Source organism: Henriciella mobilis, from assembly GCF_003576315.1.
GTDB lineage: Bacteria > Pseudomonadota > Alphaproteobacteria > Caulobacterales > Hyphomonadaceae > Henriciella > Henriciella mobilis.
Genome location: NZ_QWFZ01000003.1, coordinates 176,431 through 197,011, shown reverse-complemented (window position 1 = coordinate 197,011; position 20,581 = coordinate 176,431). Strand labels below are relative to the sequence as shown.

At 62.4% G+C, this 20,581-nt stretch carries 11 protein-coding genes; 3 read left to right on the top strand and 8 right to left on the bottom strand.

Translation table 11 applies throughout. From position 1 onward, the window contains the following. Position 1 precedes the first annotated feature (1 nt). The gene (locus D1227_RS00905) at positions 2-1,687 is read right to left on the bottom strand and encodes an acyl-CoA dehydrogenase family protein (RefSeq protein WP_119403463.1); all 1,686 of its coding nucleotides are present in this window, start codon (positions 1,685-1,687) and stop codon (positions 2-4) included. Positions 1,688-1,788: 101 nt separating this feature from the next. Continuing rightward, a complete protein-coding gene (locus D1227_RS00900; protein ID WP_119403462.1) occupies positions 1,789-3,210 on the bottom strand; it encodes a protein adenylyltransferase SelO family protein in 1,422 nt (473 codons plus the stop codon). Positions 3,211-3,478: 268 nt separating this feature from the next. On the opposite strand from D1227_RS00900, the gene D1227_RS00895 reads away from it, so the two are divergent. Both D1227_RS00895 and galE read left to right on the top strand, forming a co-directional pair. Next, on the top strand, positions 3,479-6,382 hold the full coding sequence (locus D1227_RS00895) for a TonB-dependent receptor domain-containing protein (RefSeq protein ID WP_233349510.1): 2,904 nt from the start codon (positions 3,479-3,481) through the stop codon (positions 6,380-6,382). A 176-nt stretch (positions 6,383-6,558) separates the two neighbouring features. Beyond that, entirely contained in the window at positions 6,559-7,560 is a 1,002-nt protein-coding gene (gene galE, locus D1227_RS00890; RefSeq protein WP_119403460.1) for a UDP-glucose 4-epimerase GalE, read from the top strand. An 18-nt stretch (positions 7,561-7,578) separates the two neighbouring features. Here the strand turns inward: galE and D1227_RS00885 are convergent, their stop codons facing one another. The 3 genes from D1227_RS00885 to mutS form a co-directional block, all read right to left on the bottom strand. Continuing rightward, entirely contained in the window at positions 7,579-9,390 is a 1,812-nt protein-coding gene (locus D1227_RS00885) for an SLC13 family permease (protein ID WP_119375331.1), read from the bottom strand. Between the two features lie 121 nt (positions 9,391-9,511). Then, complete coding sequence (locus D1227_RS00880) at positions 9,512-10,399, bottom strand: LysR family transcriptional regulator (protein ID WP_158586529.1); 888 nt, start codon at positions 10,397-10,399, stop codon at positions 9,512-9,514. Between the two features lie 487 nt (positions 10,400-10,886). Next, complete coding sequence (gene mutS / locus D1227_RS00875; RefSeq protein WP_233349512.1) at positions 10,887-13,556, bottom strand: DNA mismatch repair protein MutS; 2,670 nt, start codon at positions 13,554-13,556, stop codon at positions 10,887-10,889. A gap of 153 nt (positions 13,557-13,709) precedes the next feature. On the opposite strand from mutS, the gene D1227_RS20395 reads away from it, so the two are divergent. After that, positions 13,710-15,998 (top strand): NADP-dependent malic enzyme, encoded by a 2,289-nt coding sequence (locus D1227_RS20395; protein ID WP_119375328.1) that lies wholly within the window; start codon positions 13,710-13,712, stop codon positions 15,996-15,998. Positions 15,999-16,021: 23 nt separating this feature from the next. Here the strand turns inward: D1227_RS20395 and D1227_RS00865 are convergent, their stop codons facing one another. The 3 genes from D1227_RS00865 to D1227_RS00855 are packed head-to-tail and all read right to left on the bottom strand — an operon-like array spanning position 16,022 to position 20,538. After that, complete coding sequence (locus D1227_RS00865; protein ID WP_119375327.1) at positions 16,022-17,455, bottom strand: AmpG family muropeptide MFS transporter; 1,434 nt, start codon at positions 17,453-17,455, stop codon at positions 16,022-16,024. Then, on the bottom strand, positions 17,452-18,924 hold the full coding sequence (locus tag D1227_RS00860) for a response regulator (RefSeq protein ID WP_119403458.1): 1,473 nt from the start codon (positions 18,922-18,924) through the stop codon (positions 17,452-17,454). The genes D1227_RS00865 and D1227_RS00860 overlap by 4 nt, the downstream gene beginning before the upstream one ends. A 54-nt stretch (positions 18,925-18,978) precedes the next feature. Then, positions 18,979-20,538 carry a YifB family Mg chelatase-like AAA ATPase gene (locus D1227_RS00855; protein WP_119375325.1) on the bottom strand — a complete coding sequence of 520 codons (1,560 nt, stop codon included), beginning with the start codon at positions 20,536-20,538 and terminating at the stop codon, positions 18,979-18,981. Positions 20,539-20,581: the final 43 nt, after the last annotated feature.

Sequence of the window (20,581 nt, the reverse complement as noted above, 5' to 3'; positions counted from 1 at the left end):
CCTAGTTTCCCTGCTCCACCAGCCGTCTTGCGATCACCATGGCCTGCACTTCGCCGGCGCCCTCGAAGATGTTCATGATCCGGGCATCGGCGAGCACGCGCGAGATCGGATACTCCATGGCAAAGCCGTTGCCGCCATGGATCTGCAGGGCGTTGTCGGCGGCGGCCCAGGAGACACGGGCGGCGAGCAGTTTCGCCATGCCGGCCTCAAGGTCGCAGCGCTTTCCGGAATCCTTCTGGCGCGCCGAGAAATAGGTGAGCTGGCGCAAGCCGACGAGTTCGGCCGCCATCATCACAAGCTTGTTGGAGACGCGCGGAAATTCGAAGATCGGCCGGCCAAACTGTTCGCGGTCGAGCGCATAGCGAAGGCCGAGTTCGAGCGCACACTGTCCAACACCAATTGCGCGCGCCGCGGTCTGGATGCGGGCGCCTTCGAAGGTGGCCATCAGGTGGCGGAAGCCCATGCCCTCAACCTCGCCAAGCAGGTTGGCGGCAGGCACTTCGAAACCATCGAAGCTGATCTCGTATTCCTTCATGCCGCGATAGCCGATGACCTCGATCTCGCCGCCGGTCATGCCATCAGCCGGGAAGGGGGTGGCATCGTCGCCGCGCGGCTTTTCAGCGAGGAACATGGACAGGCCGGAGAAATTGTTCGTCGCCGGGTCCGTGCGTGCGAGCACGGTCATCAGGTCGGCGCGGACCGGGTGGGTGATCCAGGTCTTGTTGCCGGTGATCTTGTAAGTGTCGCCATCCTTGACCGCGCGCGTACGCAGTGAGCCAAGGTCGGAGCCGGTATTCGGTTCGGTGAAGACGGCCGTGGGCAGGATTTCGCCGGACGCGATGGCCGGAAGGTATTTTTCCTTCTGGGCATCGGTGCCGCCCGTCAGCAGCAACTCGGCGGCGATTTCCGAGCGCGTGCCGAGTGAGCCGACGCCGATATAGCCGCGCGACAGCTCCTCGGAGACGACGCACATGCTCGTCTTGCCAAGGCCAAGCCCACCATATTCTTCCGGGATGGTGAGGCCGAAGACACCAAGCTCGGCCATCTCCTTGACGACCGGCATCGGGATGTAATCGTTCTTCAGATGCCACTCATGCGCATGCGGCACGATCCGGTCGTCGGAGAAGCGGCGGAACTGGTCGCGGATCATGGTCAGCGTTTCGTCGAGACCGGTCTCCTCGACGGTAGCCCGGCCAAGCGAATCCGGCAGGTGCTTTGCGGCCGCCGCCATGGCTTCGGTCGTCTTGCCTTCGGTCATGAACCGCTGGACGGCCGGCTCGAACAGGCGCGCCATTCCATCCTTGGTGACGCCGAGATCGGCGGCCCGGATGATCTCGCCCTGGTTCATCGGGATGCCGCCAACAAGCTGGGCGCAATATTCCGCGAAGAGGATCTGCGAGAGCAGCTGCTCGATCTCGCCAAACTTGCCTTCCGCCTGCATGCGCTCGGCCCAGTGGGCGGTCTCGCGCAGCGTTTCGACATAGGTGATGACCCAGGAGAGCCCGTGCGCAGCATGCTGGTGAAGGTCGAGCGCCTTGCGGTCGGGCTTGCCGCCGGGGGCCAGCCTCTGCTTCATCGAGGCCTTGGCATCTTCACCAAAAGCTTCAAGGCTGATGACCGCCTCTTTCATGGCCTCGATCAGGCCATCCATCACAGGCGACGTTTTTTCGCTCACTGCAGCGTCCATTTTTCCCTCCGGGCGTCTTCTTGCGCACTCATTTAAATCGATGGCGGCTGTTTGACACAAATTTTGCTGCAGCGCAGCGAAAAGAATGTCGCAGCGGCAGTTTACGTAACGACAGCCGAGTCGCCGAGGTCAAGGGCCTGACGGGCGGCTTCGATATCGTCGAGTTTTGCCTCGAAAGCCGACCAGTCGTCATGCTCCGCAATCTGCGCCCACAATGCTTCAACCTCATCATAGACGAGTGAGACAGGCTTTTCGCGGGTAAAGTAAGGATGGCCGAGCCGTTCAGGCCGTTCGGCCTCGCGTGCATAAAGCCCGTCGCGAACAGCGGCGAATTTCTCTTCCCTGTATCGCGAGGCGAGCGGGCTGCTCGTGGCGCGCTCCTCTGACAGCCTGCCGCCGAACCAGTCGAAGAAGACCTGCGGCCAGCTCGCAGCGGTTTCCGTCATCCAGCCATAAAGGGCTTGAAGGAAGATCAGGTCCTCCTGAAGGCTTGCGCCGTCTTTCAGGCCAAAAAGGGCGAGTGTGTGCCGGGCAAAGGCGCGCTGATAGGCCCCCTCAAACGTCTTCAGCGCATCGGTGAGCGGTTCGGCATCAGCGACAAGGGTGAGCGTAGCGGCAAGCTGCTGCAGCGCCCAGAGACCCTGCGTGGGCTGGCGGCCAAAGCGGTAAAGGCCCTGCTGGTCAAAATAGGCGGCCGTGAAATTCGGGTCCGAATAGGGCAGGAAGCGCCAGGGGCCGTAGTCGAAGCTCTCGCCGGTGATGTTGAAATTGTCGGTGTTCATGACGCCGTGGACGAAGCCCGTAGTCATCCAGCCGGCGATCATGCGGGCGGTCTCGCGCGTGATCTTTTCAAGCAGGGCAGGCGCCATGACGGTGAGGTCTTCATCGGCGACATCGGGGTAGTAGACCTGCGCGCAATGGCGGATCAGGCGCGCGAGGCTTTCGCGATCTTCATGATAGGCAACGCGCTGGAAGGTGCCAAAACGGATATGGCTGTGGCTGAGGCGGACGAGCACAGCCGATCGTGTTGGCGAAGGCTCGTCATTGCGGGCTAGCTGTTCGCCCGTCTCGATAAGGCTGAACGGTTTTGACGTTTTCACACCATGGGCTTCCAGGTACTGCGCCGCGAGGACTTCGCGCACGCCGCCTTTCAGCGTCAGCCGGCCATCGCCCTGGCGGGACCAGCGTGTCTGGCCGGAGCCCTTGGTGCCAAGGTCGAGCCAGCGGCCGCGGTCATCCTTGAGCTGGGCGAACAGGAAGCCGCGCCCGTCGCCAAGCTCCGGATTGTAAACGCCAAACTGGTGACCGTGATATCTGAGCGCCAGGGGCTGGTCGAGATTGCCTGGAAGTGGCCGGAAACGAGCGAAGTGTTCGGCCCATTCCGTGTCGGTCAGGCTGCCCAGACCGACATGGCGGGCCCATCGATTGTTGCGAAATCGCAACACGGCGCGGGGAAAATTTGCCGGCGTTGCTGCATCTGCGAAGGCGTCGGCGATTTCGAGAATAGGGGCAGGTTTTGTCATCACAGCCTCATGTGTTGGCAGGACTTGCCGCAATCTGCAATGCCTTGCGCGAGGGTATTCCAATTCCATGCCTTGAGGTAGCAGGCTCCCTTTCACTGAAAGGGACGTAAGGGAAAGCAGTCCCGGAAAATGGATATGTCACTAGTGAAGGATTTTGATGCGCCGCAGCAAAGAAAACAGTTTGATTCCTGTCTGAACTGAGCCAGCCTGATGTCGGAGTCGGTGGATAAAACAATGCTGACCACAAGACCTTATCGGGAGGAAAACAATGAAGTTAGTCATGAGACTCGCCTTCGGCGCGTCAACCGTAGCTCTTGGCCTTGCGGGCGCTGCTCACGCCCAAGACAATGATGACGAGGTACTGCGCCAGCAGAAGGTTACGGTGACCGGCTCGGCCATTGCCGGCACGCCGGAAGACGCTGCACTGCCCGTCGATGTCCTGACGGCCGGCGACCTGAAGCTTGAGGGTGATCCGTCGATCACGGAACTGATCCGCAACCTCGGTGTCTCGTCGGGTGTCGATGGTCAGACAAACCAATTTTCGTCGAACGGTCTGGAAGGCACGTCAAACATTAACTTGCGGGGGCTTGGCCCAGGCCGGACACTGGTCCTGCTGAACGGAAAACGCCAGGTTTTCGCGCCTTATGCCATTGGTGAACAGGCTCAGCTGTTCGTCGATACGAACATCCTGCCATCGGCGGCCGTCGGGCGCATCGAGGTCCTGAAGGACGGTGCCGCGGCTGTTTACGGGTCTGATGCGATTGCCGGCGTTGTGAACTTCATCACGCGCGATGATCTCGATGGGTTCGAAATTTCGGCACAGTACGAGACATTCGAGGGCACAGATGGAGAGTATGACGTATCTGCGGCCTATGGACTGCAGGGTGACAATTGGAACTGGGTGACCAGCGCCGGTTACCAGTTCCGCAGCGAGGTCGGCCTGATCGAGAAAGACTGGGCGGTGCGGCCTTGGGAGGAAAACCCTGTTGGGGGTTGGTCATCGCTCTCCAATCCGGGCCGGTACGTAGCGCTCGGAATCACGCCTACTGGCGTCGGTCCTATCGGTTCTGTCGATACGGAAGCTGGATGTGATGATGTCGGCGGTTTCGTAAACCCGTACGTCCTCGACCGCTGCTACTTCCAGTTCACCCAGTTCGACAATCTCGTCGAGGAAGAAGAGCGCTATCAGGTCTTCTCCGAATACAATCGGACTTTCGCGAACGGCATCGATTTCCATCTGGAAGGCCTTTATGCGCACACGGATGTGCCGCAATGGAAGACCTCGCCGTCCTATCCGCCGCAGGAACTGGCAACGCAGGTCGTACTGGCCTCCAATCCAGGTTTCCAGCAGTATATCGCGGATAATCCGGGTGACTTCCCTGCTGGTACGATCGCGGCCCTTTACATTGGCCGTTCCTTCGGCTGGGGCGGTTTCCCGGCAACGGGCGGCGCGCAGGAAGGTTTCCGGACCTATGACAGCTATCGCCTCTCAAGCGGCCTGAAGGGTACCTTCGAGAATGATGTCGATTGGCATGCCGATCTCACCTGGCATCAGACCGAAGGCGAGCGGATCACAAACGATACCTATATCCGCGGGTTTACCGCCGCGCTCAACGGCTTTGGTGTGTGTACCGATCCAGCGACCGGGGTAGACCCGGCGACCGGTACGACTCCGTTCAGCAACCCCAGCTATAGTGGCAGCCTCGTCGCGGGACAGGGGAGTTGCGAATACTACAACCCCTTCTCTAATGCGATCCCGGCCAATGCGATCACTGGCAACGCCAACCCGGCTTATGTGCCCGGTCTGGAAAACTCTGTCGAGCTGGCGAACTGGCTTACCGATGGAGTCGGGACAGTGGTCACAACGGACCTGCTCGTTTTTGATGCGGGTCTTAGCGGGCAGAGCAATGTGCAGGCTGCGGGCGGGTCGGTTGGCTACGCCGTTGGCGTGCAGGTCCGTCGCGAAGGCTACGAGGTTCAGCCGAACGAGGTTACAGACCTTGCCAAGAGTCCAGGACCGGGTGGGACAGGACCCTTCTCCTTCCTGGCGGGCACCAACGCATCGGATGAAGATCAGACGATCTACGCCATCTTCGGCGAACTCCAGATCCCGCTCTTCGACAATGTGAACGTTCAGGTGGCAACACGCTACGAAGATTATGGTGGCGAAGTTGGTTCAACTTTCGACCCGAAGGTTGCCGTGAAGTGGGATGTGAATGATCAGTTCGCCCTTCGCGGATCGGCACAGACCTCCTTCAAGGGGCCAACGCTGAACCAGCTGTCGGGTCAGGTCACGACGCTGCAATTTGTAGCACCGACCTCAGCCTTCAAGGCTGTCGACCAGTTCGGCAATCCGAATCTCAATCCGGAAAGTGCCTTCAGCTTCAATATCGGGGCTCTCTACGAGAATGATAGCGGGTTCTCGGCGTCGGTCGATTACTACAATTTCGACTTCACCGACCCGATCATCGTGGAAGACCAGGCTGAACTCGTTCCGGCCGCCCTGGCCGCGCTTGCGGCGGGCGACCTTGATGCCAGCATCCTGTCGCGCATCACGTTCACCGACAACAATAATGACGGTCTCCCGCAAGCTAACGAGATCGCACGTGTGCGGACGAATGTGGTCAACGGCCCTGACATCCAGACTTCCGGTATCGACCTTCGGGCCGAGCAGCGGTTCGACATGGGTGCCAGTGATGTCACCCTGGGTTTCGAAGCCACGTACATCATTGAGTATGATGTTGCAGACTTCGCGATCGAGGACGCCATCATTCCGGGCGGTGACCGGGTTGGCCAGTTCAACCGGTCGAACTTCTCGCGGTCTCTGCCGCAATGGAAGGCTAATCTGTTTGCCAACTATGCGCTCGGAAATCACAATTTCCGCGGTGTGGTTCGTCACGTAGACTCCTATGACGACGAACGTGGTACGCCGAACTTGGCCGGTGCCTTCACGGGAGGCCCCTCGGAAATCGACAGCATGACGACCCTGGACCTGTTCTATACATGGCAGTCCGATTATGGTCTCGATCTCGGCCTTTCGGTCGTGAATGCCTTCGATGAGGATCCGCCGCTCGCCTTCTTTGATGTGAGCTACGACCCGTACACCCACAACCCCTTCGGCCGGACCTTCAAGGTCAGCGTGACCAAGACGTTCGGCGGATCGGGCAACTAGCCCGAGGGGATTACCAATCAGGAGGAGGCGGCGCTTCGTGCGCCGCCTCTTTTTTATTTTCGCCTCTCAGGGGAAACTCTCCCTAGGCGGTGGCGCGCGGAATCATTATTGCAAGGGCGGCAAGCAGGGCCGCGACTGGCGGCCATGTCCAACCTTTCACTCAGGGGATACGTGCCTTGACCAGAACAGTTCTCGTGACGGGCGGCGCCGGCTATGTCGGCAGCCATTGTTGCAAAGCCTTCCGCGATGCCGGGTGGAACGTCGTTGTCTTCGACAATTTCTCGCGCGGCTGGCATGACTTCGTGAAATTCGGCGAAGCGTTCGAGGGCGACCTCCTGAACGCGGACGATCTCGACGCAGCCTTCGCCAAGTACAAACCCGACGCCGTCGCCCACTTCGCCGCGCTCGCCTATGTCGGCGAGTCTGTCGAGAAGCCCGGCATGTATTACGAGAACAATACGATGGGCACGGTGCGCCTGCTCGATGCCATGGCCAAGGCTGGCGTCGACAAGATCATTTTCTCGTCGACCTGCGCGACCTATGGCGTGCCGGAAAAGATGCCGATGACCGAGGACCTGCCGCAGAACCCGATCAATCCGTATGGCATGTCCAAACTCTTCGTCGAGAAAGTGCTCGACGATTATGAAGTCGCCCACGGCATCCGCTCGGTGAAACTGCGCTACTTCAACGCTGCCGGCGCTTCGCCCGATGGCGAGGTTGGCGAGCGTCACGAACCGGAAACCCACCTCATCCCGCTCTGCATCGAAGGCGTGCTGAACGACACGTTCAAGCTGACCGTCTTCGGCGACGATTTTGACACGCGCGATGGCACCTGCATCCGCGACTATATCCATGTCATGGACCTTGCCGACGCGCACCTGAAAGCGCTGGACTATCTCGACAAGGGCGGCAAGTCGGATGCGTTCAACCTTGGCACAGGCACTGGCACAACAGTCATGGAAATCGTCCAGGCGGTTGAGCGGGTGACCGGCAAGCCGGTCCCGCGCTCCATCGGGCCGCGCCGCGCAGGCGATCCGCCGGCGCTTGTGGCGTCCGCCGAAAAAGCCGAGCGCATTCTTGGCTGGAAGCCGACCCAGTCGGACGTCAACAGCGTCATCGAAACCGCCTATTCCTGGCACAAGAAGGAAATTGCCCGGAAGGCGGCGACGGCAGAGTAGGGCTTTCCGGCCGCGCGCTCAGGCCAGTGGCCAGAAAGCCGGGATGACCAGCATCGATACGGCAAAGAAAAGCAGGTTCAGCGGCAGGCCCACCAGGGCGAAGTCGGTGAACTTGTAACCGCCTGCCGTGTAGACCAGCGTGTTCGTCTGATAGCCGATGGGCGTGGCGAAGCTTGCGCTGGCCGCAAACATGACCGCGACGACGAAGGGCCTTGCATCCACGCCAAGGCTTGCTGCGAGCCCGATGGCAATCGGCGTCATCAGGATGGCGGTGGCATTGTTGCTCACAAATTCGGTCAGCACCGAGGTGATGAGGTAGACCGCCGCCAGCGTGACAAGCGGGGGCAGGTGACCGATCTGGCCGGCTATGCCATCGACAAGGAAAGCTGCCGCGCCTGTCGTCTCAAGCGCCTTGCCCACGGCGAGCATGCCGAAGATCAGCATCAGGATCTCCCACTGGATCGACTTGTAGGCCTCCTGGTGGTCGAGACAGCCGAGGGCAATGACGCCCGCCGCCGCAATCAGAGCGAGCCCGGCAATCGGCATCACGCCAAAGGCAGCAAGGATCATCACGAGAGCGACAGCTCCGATCGCGATCGGGGCCTTGTCGCGCCGGATGGGGCGGTCTTCGGTCTCCGTTAGATTGGACAGCATGCCATCATCGAACATCTGGCGAAGGCCGGCAGGCGGACCTTCTACCAGCACCGTATCGCCGATGTCGAAGCGGATATTCTTGCCGCCCAGCCCGATATTCTCCCCGCGCCGATGGATGGCGATGGCATAGACACCGTAGAGACGGACGAGACCGGCGCCGACAATCGGGCGCCCGACCAGCCGCGACTGCGGACCGACAACGCCTTCCATCACCCGGGTTTCGGTCGTCTGAACGGGCTCAAAGGCGTGGGCGCTTCCCGATCCCGAACCGATGGCGACGTCGCCAGCTTCGCGCAGGGACAGCATTTCGGATACGGGTGAGCGGATCACCAGACGGTCGCCGCCCTGCAGCGACAGGGTCGACAATTCGGTCCGGCGTGAGCGGTTCTCGCGCATCACGTCGATTACGGTGAAGCCCTTCTCCGCCGTAAACCCTGTTTCCTTGATCGTCTTGCCGACAAGGACGGAGTCGACCGGGACGAGCACCTGCGCGACAAACCGGCGGGATTTCGTGCTGGGCAGCATGGTGGCCAGGGTTTCGCGATCCGGCAGGAACCAGCGGCCGACCAGTGTCATGTAGACCGTGCCGGCGAGCGCCAGGCAGAGGCCCGCACCGGTAATCTCGAAGATGCCGAACGGGGTCAGGCCGCTATTTTGAACGACACCATCCACCAGCAGGTTGGTCGAGGTGCCGATCAGGGTTGTCATGCCGCCGAAGATCGAGGCGAAGGACAAGGGAATGAGCAGCCGGGCTGGCGATATGTTCACCGACTGCGCCAGCCTGATCGCAACAGGGATCAGGATGACCACAATCGGCGTATTGTTCATGAAGGCTGACAGCACGATGACGACCAGCATGAGGACTGCGATCGCTGCGAACGGGCTCCATGTTTTCGAAAGCCGCACCACCGAATTGCCGACCGCACCGATGACGCCGGTTCGCTCCAGCGCCGCCGACAGGACGAACATGGCACCGATCGTGATCGGCGCGGCATTCGAGAAAACATCCAGCGCGTCGTCTACGCTTAACAGGCCAAGTATGAGCAGCGCCGCCATGGCAAGCAGGGCGACGACGTCTGACGGGATACGTTCACGGACAAATCCGGCGAAGACGGCCACGATGAGCGCGAGGACGAGCGCAATCTGGACCGGTTCTGGCAGGGAAAGGTCAAACATGGGCAACAGACAGGTAAATGGATCCTGTGATGAGGAAAGTATCTGCCAGCTGAATGCAACGCAGTTTTTCTCAGCCGTGATGTGCGTTTATCGAAGGTGAGCGCTTGTGCCGGCCGGCCCGTCAGGCCTCGAAGCGTTCGCGATAGGCCGGTAGCGTTTCGCTGAAAAAGTCCATGGCGGCGCGCACGCGTGGCGACTGGCGGAAGTCAGGATGGGTTAGCACCCACAGCCCCGTGGCCAGCCGGTCTTCGATCAGTCCGTCTGCCCGTTCGAGCCCTTCGATCCGATCGCCATAGCAGCATGGCAGGATGGCAACGCCCTGTCCGCGCCGGGCCGCTTCGGCCGTGGCCACAAAGCTGTCGGCGCGAAAGCATATGCGTTCGGCCGGGACATTGCTGGCAAGCCAGACTTCTGCCGGGGTCTGGCCGTGAAGGGACTGAAGGCTGAGCCAGGCATGTTCGCACGGCATGCGGGTCCGCGTGGCCAAGAGATAGGCGTCTGCGGCATAAGGGGCGAGTGTCAGGTCACAGATCCGCCGGCCGACCAGATGTTCGGGCGGGGCATCCGACGGCCGGATCGCCACCTCACTCTCGCGCCTGTCGAGATCGAGGAGCTGTGTGGTCACACTTAGCTGGACCTGGAGGGAAGGGTAGTGCTGCTGGAACTCGGCGATAATTTCGCTGATCCCGGACAGGAAGATGTCGTCCGGGGTGGTCAGGCACAGGACGCCGCCAATATCCCTTGAGACGTCGGTCGTCTTTCGCTCGATACGAACCAGCGCGTCGCCGATCTGTCGGGCGGCCTCGAGAATCGGATTGGCCTCGGGAAGGGGTTTGAGCCCCCAGCCATCCCTTGAAAAGAGCGGGTAGCTCAATTGTGTCTCGAACGCTGAAATCCGGCGCTGGACTGTTGTGCGGTTAACATTCAGACGCCGGGCGGCTTCCGCGACTGTGCCAGTTTCTGCCAGCACGGCGACAAAGCGCAGATCATCCCAGTTCCAACTATGCATCCCCGCAACACGCCGCCGCAAAAACCCAGCAATTTGAAGCATAGACGTCTAATGACGAATCCGCTTCAGTAGACACTTCGAGTTTTCTCTAGTAATTCGCCCTTCAGGCGAGTATACAGAAGCTCAAAGCTCGTATGGGGCTGGCCATTAGCCGCCCGTACATAAAAATTGTCGACGCCGCCCAGGTCCCGTCCCTGGACCTTGTAGAGGTGAACTCTGTAGGCTGGCCCGTTGCTGCGAACAGCGGTCAGTCTAGTCACGGCCACGTTGTCCCCCATTACCGAATGTGGCTGTGAACGGGCTGGCGTCGACAAACTTATTCTGTGCTTAAAATTTTGTTAATGACAAGTCGAATCGGCCCAATTGGTGCGCGAAACCGAAAATAAATTCGCATTTTTCCCCTCACAGGCGAGTGAGATTTCCACAGCCTATCCACAGGCGCGAAATATCGTTCCAGCTTGCCGCCGCGAGGGCTATCTTGCGGCAATCAGCGTTCCGGTGTGCGAGCCTGCTTTAGCCGGTAGATGACATCCAGCGCCTCGCGCGGGGTCAGTCCGTCCGGATCGACCGTGTCGAGCAACCGCGTCAGCTCGCTCTCTTCCGCCGGACCAGGCTCGGCCTGGCTGGTGGCAGCGAAGAGAGGAAGGGTCTCAACGGCGCCCGGTTTCGATTCCAGCTGCTTCAGGATTTGCTCGGCCCGTTTGACCGCCCGTGCGGGCAGCCCGGCGAGCCGGGCGACCTGGACGCCGTAGGACTTGTCGGCTGCCCCTTTCTGGACATCGTGCAGGAAGACAAGCTCATCCTTCCACTCCTTGGCGCGCAGGCTGAGATTGACGGCGTGCTCCAGGTCTTCGGCGAGCCCCGTCAGTTCATGATAATGCGTCGCGAACAGGGCGCGGCACTTGTTGACGCCGTGCAGATGCTCCACCGCGGCCCAGGCGATGGCCAGGCCGTCATAGGTTGATGTGCCACGTCCGACTTCGTCGAGGATGACGAAGCTCTGCGGTGTCGCCTGGCTCAGAATGGCGGCCGTTTCCACCATCTCGACCATGAAGGTCGATCGTCCGCGCGACAGGTCATCGGACGCACCCACGCGGGAAAACACCCGGTCGGCGAGACCGATGCGGAGCCGCCGTGCGGGTACGAAGAGGCCCGCCTGCGCAAGGATGATGGCAAGGCATGCCTGGCGCAGGAAAGTCGACTTACCGGCCATGTTCGGCCCGGTCACGACGGCCAGCCGTGCCGCCTGCGCACCGCTTGCGTCAAGCGACAGGTCGTTGGCGGTGAAGCCCTCGCCCTCTTTCCTGAGGGCGGCCTCCACAACAGGGTGGCGTAGCCCTTCAGCCTCAAAGACTGGTTCGGCCGCGATCTTCGGGCGGACCGCGCCGATTTCGTCGGCCCATGCGGCCGAACTGGTCGCGACATCGATGACGGCCAGGGCACGGGCGGCGGCCGAAATCGCTTCATTCTCAGCTTCGACACGGGCGCAGAGATCGCGGAAAAGCGAAAGTTCCCGCGCGATCGAGGCTTCCTCGGCACGCGAGATGCGTCCGGCGAGGTCTGACAGCTCCGCGGTCGAGAAGCGGATATTGGAGGCAAGCGTCTGGCGGTGGATGAACGTCTCGGCATGCGGGGGTTTCAGTAGCGCATCGCCATGGCGGGCGGGCACGTCGATGAAATAGCCAAGCACATTGTTGAACTTGATCTTGAGCGCGCTGATGCCGGTCTCCTCGGCATAGCGGGCTTGCAGCGCGGCAATGACCTGCCGGGAATCGGATTTCAGGGCGCGGGACTCATCGAGTTCGCTGTCCCAGCCTTCGGCGATGAAGCCGCCATCGCGGGCAAGCGCTGGCAGCTCCTCGGCCAGGGCGTTCGAGAGGTCGTCACCCAGTGATTTCAGTGCGGCCTGCCGGCTGGCGTCCAGTGCACGGCTCGCCTCGGCCAGCGGTCCGGGCAGGCCGGTCTTGTTGCCGGCAAGGACCGAGGCGATTTCGGCGCCCTGAATGATGGCTCCGGCAATCGCCTTAAGGTCCCGAGGGCCGCCGCGTTCCAGCCGGATCCGCGTGCGGGCGCGCTCCAGGTCCGGCACGGCTTTCAGCCGCGCGCGGATGTCTTCAGTCAGCGCGGGTTCCTCAAGGAAAAAGGCGACGGCATCGTGGCGCGCGGCAATTTCCCCGGCATCGCACTCCGGTTCGGCAAGGCGCGCGGCAAGCAGCCGGGCGCCCGGTGCAGTCAGCGTACGGTCGACGGTGGCCAGCAGCGTCCCGGCCCGCCCGCCGCGAATGGCGGTATCGATCTCGAGGCTGGCCCGCGTCGCCGGATCGATGGCAAGACGCTGGCCGTGACTGGCGCGGCGCGGCGCGTCGAGCCGGATATCGGCGCCCGCCTGCGTCAGTGAAAGATAGTCGAGCAGCAGGCCGGCAGCGGAATACTCGGCGCGCGAAAAGTCTCCGAAGGCATCCAGCGCCGAGACCTTGTAGGCGGCCTTCAGTGCCGCCTCGCCCTGCTTTGGTGTTGCGGCCCGTTTCGGACGGCACGTGATCGGCACACGCAAGGCCGACAGGGCAAGGCGTACCAGCGGGCGGGCCTCGTCCTCCTCGGTGACCAGCAACTCGCTGACCGGCAGGGCGGACAGACGCTCGCCCAGTGCCTCTGGTGGAACCTCCCGGATTTCGAGCGCGCCGGTGGAGACATCGCAGGCGGCAATGGCGGCGTCCGCCCCTCCGCTTGCAAAGGCCAGCGCGACCAGCGCCTGACCCTGGCGTGCAGGCAGGATTGTGTCTTCGGTAATCGTCCCGGGCGTGACGATGCGCACGACTTCCCGGTTCACAATGGCCTTCGAGCCGCGCTTCTTCGCTTCGGCCGGGCTCTCGGTCTGCTCGCACACCGCCACGCGTTCGCCGGACTTGATCAGCCGCGCAAGATAGGGCTCGGCGGAATGGTAGGGCACGCCTGCCATCGGGATCGGCTCACCCTCATGCTCGCCGCGCGCGGTCAGCGTGATATCGAGGATTTCCGCGGCGCGTACGGCGTCCTCGAAGAACAGCTCGTAAAAGTCGCCCATGCGGAAGAAGAGCAGCGCGTCCGGGTGTCTCGACTTTATGTCAAGATACTGCGCCATGAACGGCGTGGGTGCCTTTACGGCAGGCGGGTTCATATGACTATCCGGCATGGTGACATGATTAAGGGATTCGCATAGCAGCGCTGCAATGGAAATAAGCAGGCTGAACCGGGTTGTCGCCCCATGCGGAGCGGCTTAGAGGTGAGCGCCACGACAAACCACAAAAAAAGTATCTGAAGGCACACCGCAATGACGTCCAAGCGCCCGACATTCACGGACAAGGAAGCGCTCGAATTCCACCGCCACCCGCAGCCCGGCAAGCTGTCGATTGCACCCACCAAGCCGATGGCGACACAGCGCGACCTTTCGCTGGCTTACAGCCCGGGCGTCGCCATCCCGGTCAAGGCGATTGCCGAGAATGAGGATCTCGCCTTCGAGTACACCTCCAAGGGCAATATGGTCGCCGTGATCTCCAATGGCACAGCCATTCTCGGCCTCGGCAATCTCGGGGCCATGGCGTCGAAGCCGGTGATGGAAGGCAAGTCGGTCCTGTTCAAGCGCTTTGCCGACGTCGATTCCATCGATGTCGAAGTTCAGACGACCGATACCGAAGAATTTATCACCACGGTTCGCAATATTGGCGAGACCTGGGGCGGCATCAATCTTGAGGATATTGCCTCTCCGGAATGCTTCATCATCGAGAGCCGGCTGCGCGAAGAACTCGATATTCCGGTTTTCCATGATGACCAGCACGGCACGGCCATCATCGCAGCTGCCGGCCTGATCAATGCGTGCCACATCACGGGCCGCAAGCTCGAAGACATCAAGGTCGCGGTTTCGGGCGCGGGTGCGGCGGGCCTGTCCTGCGCCGGCCTCATCCGCCATCTCGGCGTAAAGCCGGAGAATATCCTGATGTGCGACTCGCGCGGCGTCGTCTATGAAGGCCGCACCGAAAAGATGGACCAGTTCAAGTCCGCCTTCGCCGTGAAAACGGAAAAGCGCACGCTGGCCGAAGCCATGGATGGCGCCGACGTATTCCTGGGACTGTCGATCGCCGGAGCAGTCGACAAGGACATGGTCAAAGCCATGGCCAAGGACCCGATCATCTTCGCCATGGCCAATCCGGATCCGGAAATCACGCCGGAAGACATCAAGTCGGTTCGCGACGATGCCATCATCGCGACGGGCCGGTCTGACTATCCCAACCAGGTCAACAATGTTCTGGGTTTCCCGTATATTTTCCGCGGCGCCCTCGATGTGCGGGCCCGCGGCATCAACGAGGAAATGAAAGTCGCTGCCGCGCAGGCCCTGGCCGAACTCGCCCGTGAGGATGTGCCCGACGAAGTAGCCGCAGCCTATCACGGCTCGCGCCCTCAATTCGGCAAGGACTACATCATCCCGACGCCGTTCGACCCGCGCCTGATCAGCTTCATCCCGCCCTTCGTGGCGCAGGCAGCGATGGATACCGGCGTTGCCCGTACACCGATCCCGGACATGGACGAGTATCGCCGCATGCTGGCGCGCCGGCTCGATCCGACGGCGTCCTTCCTGCAGGGCGTCCAGGCGGCGGTGCGCGAGAAACAGCCGCGCATCGTCTTCGCAGAGGGTGAGGAACCGTCCGTGGTGCGCGCGGCTTACTCCTTCAAGAACCAGGGCCTTGGCCATCCGATCCTGATCGGCCGCGAGGAGCAGGTCACCCGCGCCATGCACCAGATGGGCGTACCGGAAGGCTCGCTCGACATCATCAATGCGCGCCTGTCCGACCGCAATCCGGAATACACCGACTATCTCTACGACCGGCTGAACCGTCAGGGCTTCCTGCGCCGCGACGTACAGCGCCTGGTCAACCAGGACCGGAACATTTTCGGGTCCTGCATGCTGAAATTCGGCGATGCCGATGGCATGATCACGGGCGTGACGCGAAACTATGACGTGGCCCTGAAGGATGTGCAGCTCGTCCTGGACCCCATACCGGAGCGGCAGGTCATCGGCATGTCCATGGTCGTCAACCAGGGGAAGACGATCTTCATCGCCGACACCTCGATCACCGAGCTGCCAGTGGCCGAGGATCTGGTCGGGATCGCCGAGGAAGCGGCCAGCTCCGTCAAGAGCCTCGGTTTCACGCCGCGCGTGGCCTTCGTCTCCTACTCAACCTTCGGCAACCCCTATGGCGAGCGTATGGAAAAGGTCCGCGAGGCCGTTGCCATGCTCGATGCACGCGACGATATCGACTTCGAATATGAAGGCGACATCTCGGTCGACGTGGCGATGAACCCCGGCCACAAGCTGATGTATCCGTTCTCGCGCCTGACGGATTCGGCGAATGTGCTGGTCATGCCGGCCATTCACTCTGCCGCCATCGCGACGAAGCTGCTCACCTCCATGAGCCGCGCGACGGTGATCGGACCGATCCTGCTCGGCTTCGAGAAGCCGGTGCAGATCGCATCGCTCGGCGCGACGGTGTCTGATATCGTGAACCTTGCAACCTTCGCTGCCTTCGATATCGACCAGCTGGTCCGCCGCGAAGTCGCCGAATAGGGCAATAAGCGGGTGCGCCCGGGCTAGGCGAAGTCCTTGTCCGGGTGGTCTTCCGGTTCGTCTTTCCGGATGCCTTTCGCCCTGTCTGGCCCATACCTCATGATAAAGATGATGAGGGCGATGGGCGGCAGGGTATAGAGCGCCGTGACGGTGAAGAATCCGGCCCAGCCAATCGCCTCCGAAAGCGGGCCCGAAGTGGTCGTTGCGGCCAGCTTGCAGAAGAAGGAATAGGCAGAGCTGAGCAGGGCGTACTGCGTGGCAGCGAACTGCCTGTCAGCCAATGACGACATATAGGCGATGAAGACCGAGCCGACATAGCCGGCCGCAAGATTGTCCGCGACGATCACGCCCATCAGGGCCCAGACGGTCGGCGTGTGGACTTCAGCACCCGGCGGCGGGGCCACGCCTTGGGAAACCGCATTGGCAACCACGTCAAGGTCAGGGCCGGCTGCCAGCGCCAGCCCTGCAAAAGCGCCATTGGTCAGCAGTGTGATGACGCCGCCGGCGATCAGCGCTGGCATGAGGCTGTAGCGTACGGCGACAAATCCGCCGACAAAGCCTCCGACGATGATTGGCCAGGGGCCAAGCACACCCTGAATCCACCCAACCGTTTCGCGTGAATAGCCGAGATCGACATAAAAGGGGCTCGCCATGACGCCCATGGTGAAATCACTGATGCGGTACAGCGTGACGACGCCGGCAACCGGAAGAATCCAGATGCCGAATTTGCGCACCAGCTGCCAGAATGGTTCGATGACCGCGTCCTTGACCTTCAACGCGAAGGACTTGCCCTCGTCCTTGAGCCGGTCTGCATGCTCAGGTTCGGAAATGAACACGATGACGATTGCGCCGATAGTCAGCATGACGATGGCCATCAGGGCGTAGGCGAAATGCCAGCTCGTTGCCCCGGCGATGACCATGCCGAACCCTGAAAACATGATCGCGAACCGGTAGCCGAGATTGTAGACGGCCGCCATGTTGGCCTGCTCGTCATTTGGAGCAGACTCGATCCGCCAGGCGTCGACCGAAATGTCCAGCGTCGCGCCGGAGAAGGCGAGGACGAGGGCGCCGACCACTGTTGGCATTATGGCAACGGCCGGGTCGGTCGAGCTGATGAGGAAGAGACCAAGCGACGTCCCGCAAATGGCCAGTACCATCCAGCTTCGCCGTTGGCCCAGCAATGATCTCAGGACCGGGATCTTGATCCGGTCAACAGCGGGCGCCCAGAGGAATTTGAGCGAATAGGCAAACGATACGGCATAGAGGCCGCCGATGGAGGCCCGGTCGATTCCGGCTTCGCGAAGCCAGAAGGACAGTTTCGAAAACACCATCATGAGCGGCAGGCCGGACGCAAATCCGAGCACCAGCATGAAGGCCATTGTTGGTTTCAGATACTTGCGGAACGCCGTTCCGACGGTCTCGCGGCCAGGTCCAGCTGCCGGGCTGGCCTCGCTCATGCAGCGCCCGACTGGCGGTGGGTCCAGTTGACGGCGAGGCGGCGCAGCGCATCGGCATCAAGTGGCTTGGCCGCAACGCCATCGGCCCCGGCGGCGCGCGCGCGGCGCTCGATCTCGGGATTGATCTCGGCGGAGATGGCGATCACGGGCATGTTCATGCCGGATGCCCTGAGGGCTTTCATCGCGTCGTATCCATCCATGATCGGCATGCGCAAATCCATGAAGACGAGGTCCGGTGACCAGCTTTCGCTGAGATCGACCGCTTCGCGGCCAGTTGCAGCGACTGTGACTGAGAAACCGGCCGATTCCAAGGCACGTCGTGCAATCAGCGTGTTTACCGGATTGTCATCGGCAATCAGGATGCGGCCATTGTGCGTGGCCTCGTCATCCTGGTCAGTGGCCGTGCTGCCCTGGCCAGCCAGGCGCACCCGTTCGATCAGCGTCGAGTGGCGCAGGGGGCGGACCAGCCAACCGGCCGCGCCCATATCGTGGAACCGGCTCATCAGGCCGCGATCGCCCGGCCGCATCACGACGAGGGTTGGCGCGATCCGCGTGAGCGCACGCAGTGAGCGCTCGGGCATTTCGGCCGCCGCGATAATCACGTCGGGCTTTGCGCGGCGCGCCTGTTGAGCGTTGTCGACGATCGAGACGCTGGCACCGGCATGCGAGAGGATGCCCCAGGCCGATAGCGTGGTTGCTGTGCTGAGCCCGGCAAAGGCGATCTGCCGGACCGTTTCAAGCTCGGGCGGCGGGTCGAAGACGGCTTCGTCATGATCAATCGGCACGTCGACACGGAAGCATGCGCCCGCGCCCTGGACGCTGCACAGTGAGACCGTGCCGCCCAGCGTGTCGGAAAGCTTGCGGACAATGGCGAGGCCGAGGCCGACACCGCCATCCTTCATTGCGTCGCCAGCGGAGCTTTGCCGGAAGGCTTCGAACAGGCGGTCCTGGTCCTGCGGGGCAATGCCCGGACCGGTGTCCATGATGCGGAAGCTGAGCTTGCTGTCCTCATAGGCAATATCAACCAGCACGCCGCCCTGCTCGGTGAACTTGATAGCATTGCCGACGAGATTGAACAGGATCTGCCGGATCTTGCCCGCATCGGCGAGGATTTCAGCGGGCACGCCGGGACGGGCGAGAACGCCGAGATCTATGCCGCTGCCATGGGCGCGCGGGGCGAGCAGTTCGGTGACTTCCCGGGCCAGGCCGGCCACGCGAAAACGCTCCGGTTCGACCGTCAGAGCGCCGGCATCGAGGCGGGCGAAGTCGAGGACATTGTTCAACAGGTCGAGCAGGCGGGAGCCCGACAGCCGGATCGCCTCGGCATATTCTTTCTGGGCCGGGTCCAGATCGGTCTCGAGCAGGAGCGACACTGTGCCCAGAATGCCGTTGAGCGGCGTGCGGATCTCGTGCGTTGTCGTCGCCAGGAAGGCCTGTTCGGGCGAGAGGTTGCCGGATTCGTCTGTCATGCGTCCGAATTACCGGCAAATGACTGACAAATCGCTTATGCCGCAATCCTGATTTCAGCGGGCCAGAGAGGAAGACGACGCGGCGCTTGTCTGGCCCGGCTGCGCGTCGGGCGGGCGGCGGCGATAGGAGAGGGCCTCGGCGATATGCACCCGCCGCACGCTGGTGCTGCCATCGAGATCGGCAATTGTCCGGGCGACCTTGAGGACCCGGTGATAGGCGCGTGCCGAGAGTGCAAGCTTGGCCGCGGCGTCCGACAGGAGCGCATTGGCGCCCTCATCCGGGGCGGCGATGGTGGCAATGTCACGGGCCGGGGCATCGGCATTGACGGCGCGCCGGCCTGTGCCGGCGACGTCACCAAACCGTTCATGCTGTACGCTTCGGGCGGCCGAGACGCGCGCAGCCGCTTCCTTCGATCCTTCGCTGGGTGCGGGCAGCGAAAGATCCATGGCCGTGACGGGCGGAGTGTCGAAGAAGAGGTCGATCCGGTCGAAGAACGGGCCGGAAATGCGGGCCTGGTAGGTGCGCGCGCAGGCGGGCCCACGCCGGCAGGCGCCGTCGCCCGGGCCGCCCCCGCAGCGGCAGGGATTCATTGCCGCGACCAGCTGGAAGCGTGCCGGGTAGCGCACATGCCGGTTGGCGCGCGAAATCACGACGGAGCCATCTTCCAGCGGTTGGCGCAGACTATCGAGAACCTGGGCCGGGAACTCCGGTAGCTCGTCGAGGAACAGTACGCCGTGATGGGCGAGCGAGACCTCGCCCGGCCGGGCCCGGATGCCGCCGCCCACCAATGCCGCCATGGAGGCTGAATGATGCGGCGCGCGGAACGGGCGCTGGCGCGACAGCTGGCCGCGCTCAAGCAGGCCGGCAACGGACTGGATCTGCGAGACTTCCAGGAGTTCGCTGGCCGACAGCGGCGGCAGCAGGCCGGGCAGGCGCTGGGCCAGCATCGACTTGCCAGACCCTGGCGGGCCGCAGAAGAGCAGGTTGTGCCCGCCCGCCGCGGCGATCTCCAGGACACGCTTGGCGCCGTCCTGACCCTTTACATCTGCGAGGTCCGGCATGGCGTCCGGTGGTGCAAGTTCCCCGGCAACCGGTGCAGCGAGGCTCGCGCGTCCGGCAAAGTGATTGATCAACGCGATCAGGCTCGGCGCAGCCAGCGTGCCTTCACCTGCCCAGGCCGCTTCCGGGCCACAGGCTTCCGGGCAGATCAGGCGCAGGTCCATGGCCTGGGCTGCCATCGCCGCCGGCAGGGCGCCGAGCGTTCGCCCGACCGTACCGTCCAGCGACAGCTCGCCAATGGCGGCATGCCCATCCAGCGAATCCGGTGCAACGACGCCCATGGCCGCCAGCAGGCCGAGCGCGATGGCCAGGTCATAGTGACTGCCCTCCTTGGGCAGGTCGGCCGGCGCGAGGTTGACGGTGATATGCTTGGGCGGCAGCGCGAGGCCAACGGCGGCAAAGGCAGACCGCACGCGCTCGCGGCTTTCGCCGACGGCCTTGTCCGGCAGGCCGACAATGGCGAAATGCGGATTGCCTGACGTGATCTGGACCTGCACGTCGACAGGTTTTGCTTCAATGCCTGCAAAGGCGAATGTCGTTATTCGCGCCACCATGCGCCCATACCCCAGCTTTTATGCAAAGCTAGCATGAGGTCAG

Excerpts from the sequence above, each read along its gene's own strand:
- D1227_RS00905 (WP_119403463.1), bottom strand. The coding sequence starts at position 1,687 with ATGGACGCTGCAGTGAGCGAAAAAACGTCGCCTGTGATGGATGGCCTG.
- D1227_RS00900 (WP_119403462.1), bottom strand. The coding sequence starts at position 3,210 with ATGACAAAACCTGCCCCTATTCTCGAAATCGCCGACGCCTTCGCAGAT.
- D1227_RS00895 (WP_233349510.1), top strand. The coding sequence starts at position 3,479 with ATGAAGTTAGTCATGAGACTCGCCTTCGGCGCGTCAACCGTAGCTCTT.
- D1227_RS00885 (WP_119375331.1), bottom strand. The coding sequence starts at position 9,390 with ATGTTTGACCTTTCCCTGCCAGAACCGGTCCAGATTGCGCTCGTCCTC.
- D1227_RS00880 (WP_158586529.1), bottom strand. The coding sequence starts at position 10,399 with ATGCATAGTTGGAACTGGGATGATCTGCGCTTTGTCGCCGTGCTGGCA.
- mutS (WP_233349512.1), bottom strand. The coding sequence starts at position 13,556 with ATGAACCCGCCTGCCGTAAAGGCACCCACGCCGTTCATGGCGCAGTAT.
- D1227_RS20395 (WP_119375328.1), top strand. The coding sequence starts at position 13,710 with ATGACGTCCAAGCGCCCGACATTCACGGACAAGGAAGCGCTCGAATTC.
- D1227_RS00865 (WP_119375327.1), bottom strand. The coding sequence starts at position 17,455 with ATGAGCGAGGCCAGCCCGGCAGCTGGACCTGGCCGCGAGACCGTCGGA.
- D1227_RS00860 (WP_119403458.1), bottom strand. The coding sequence starts at position 18,924 with ATGACAGACGAATCCGGCAACCTCTCGCCCGAACAGGCCTTCCTGGCG.
- D1227_RS00855 (WP_119375325.1), bottom strand. The coding sequence starts at position 20,538 with ATGGTGGCGCGAATAACGACATTCGCCTTTGCAGGCATTGAAGCAAAA.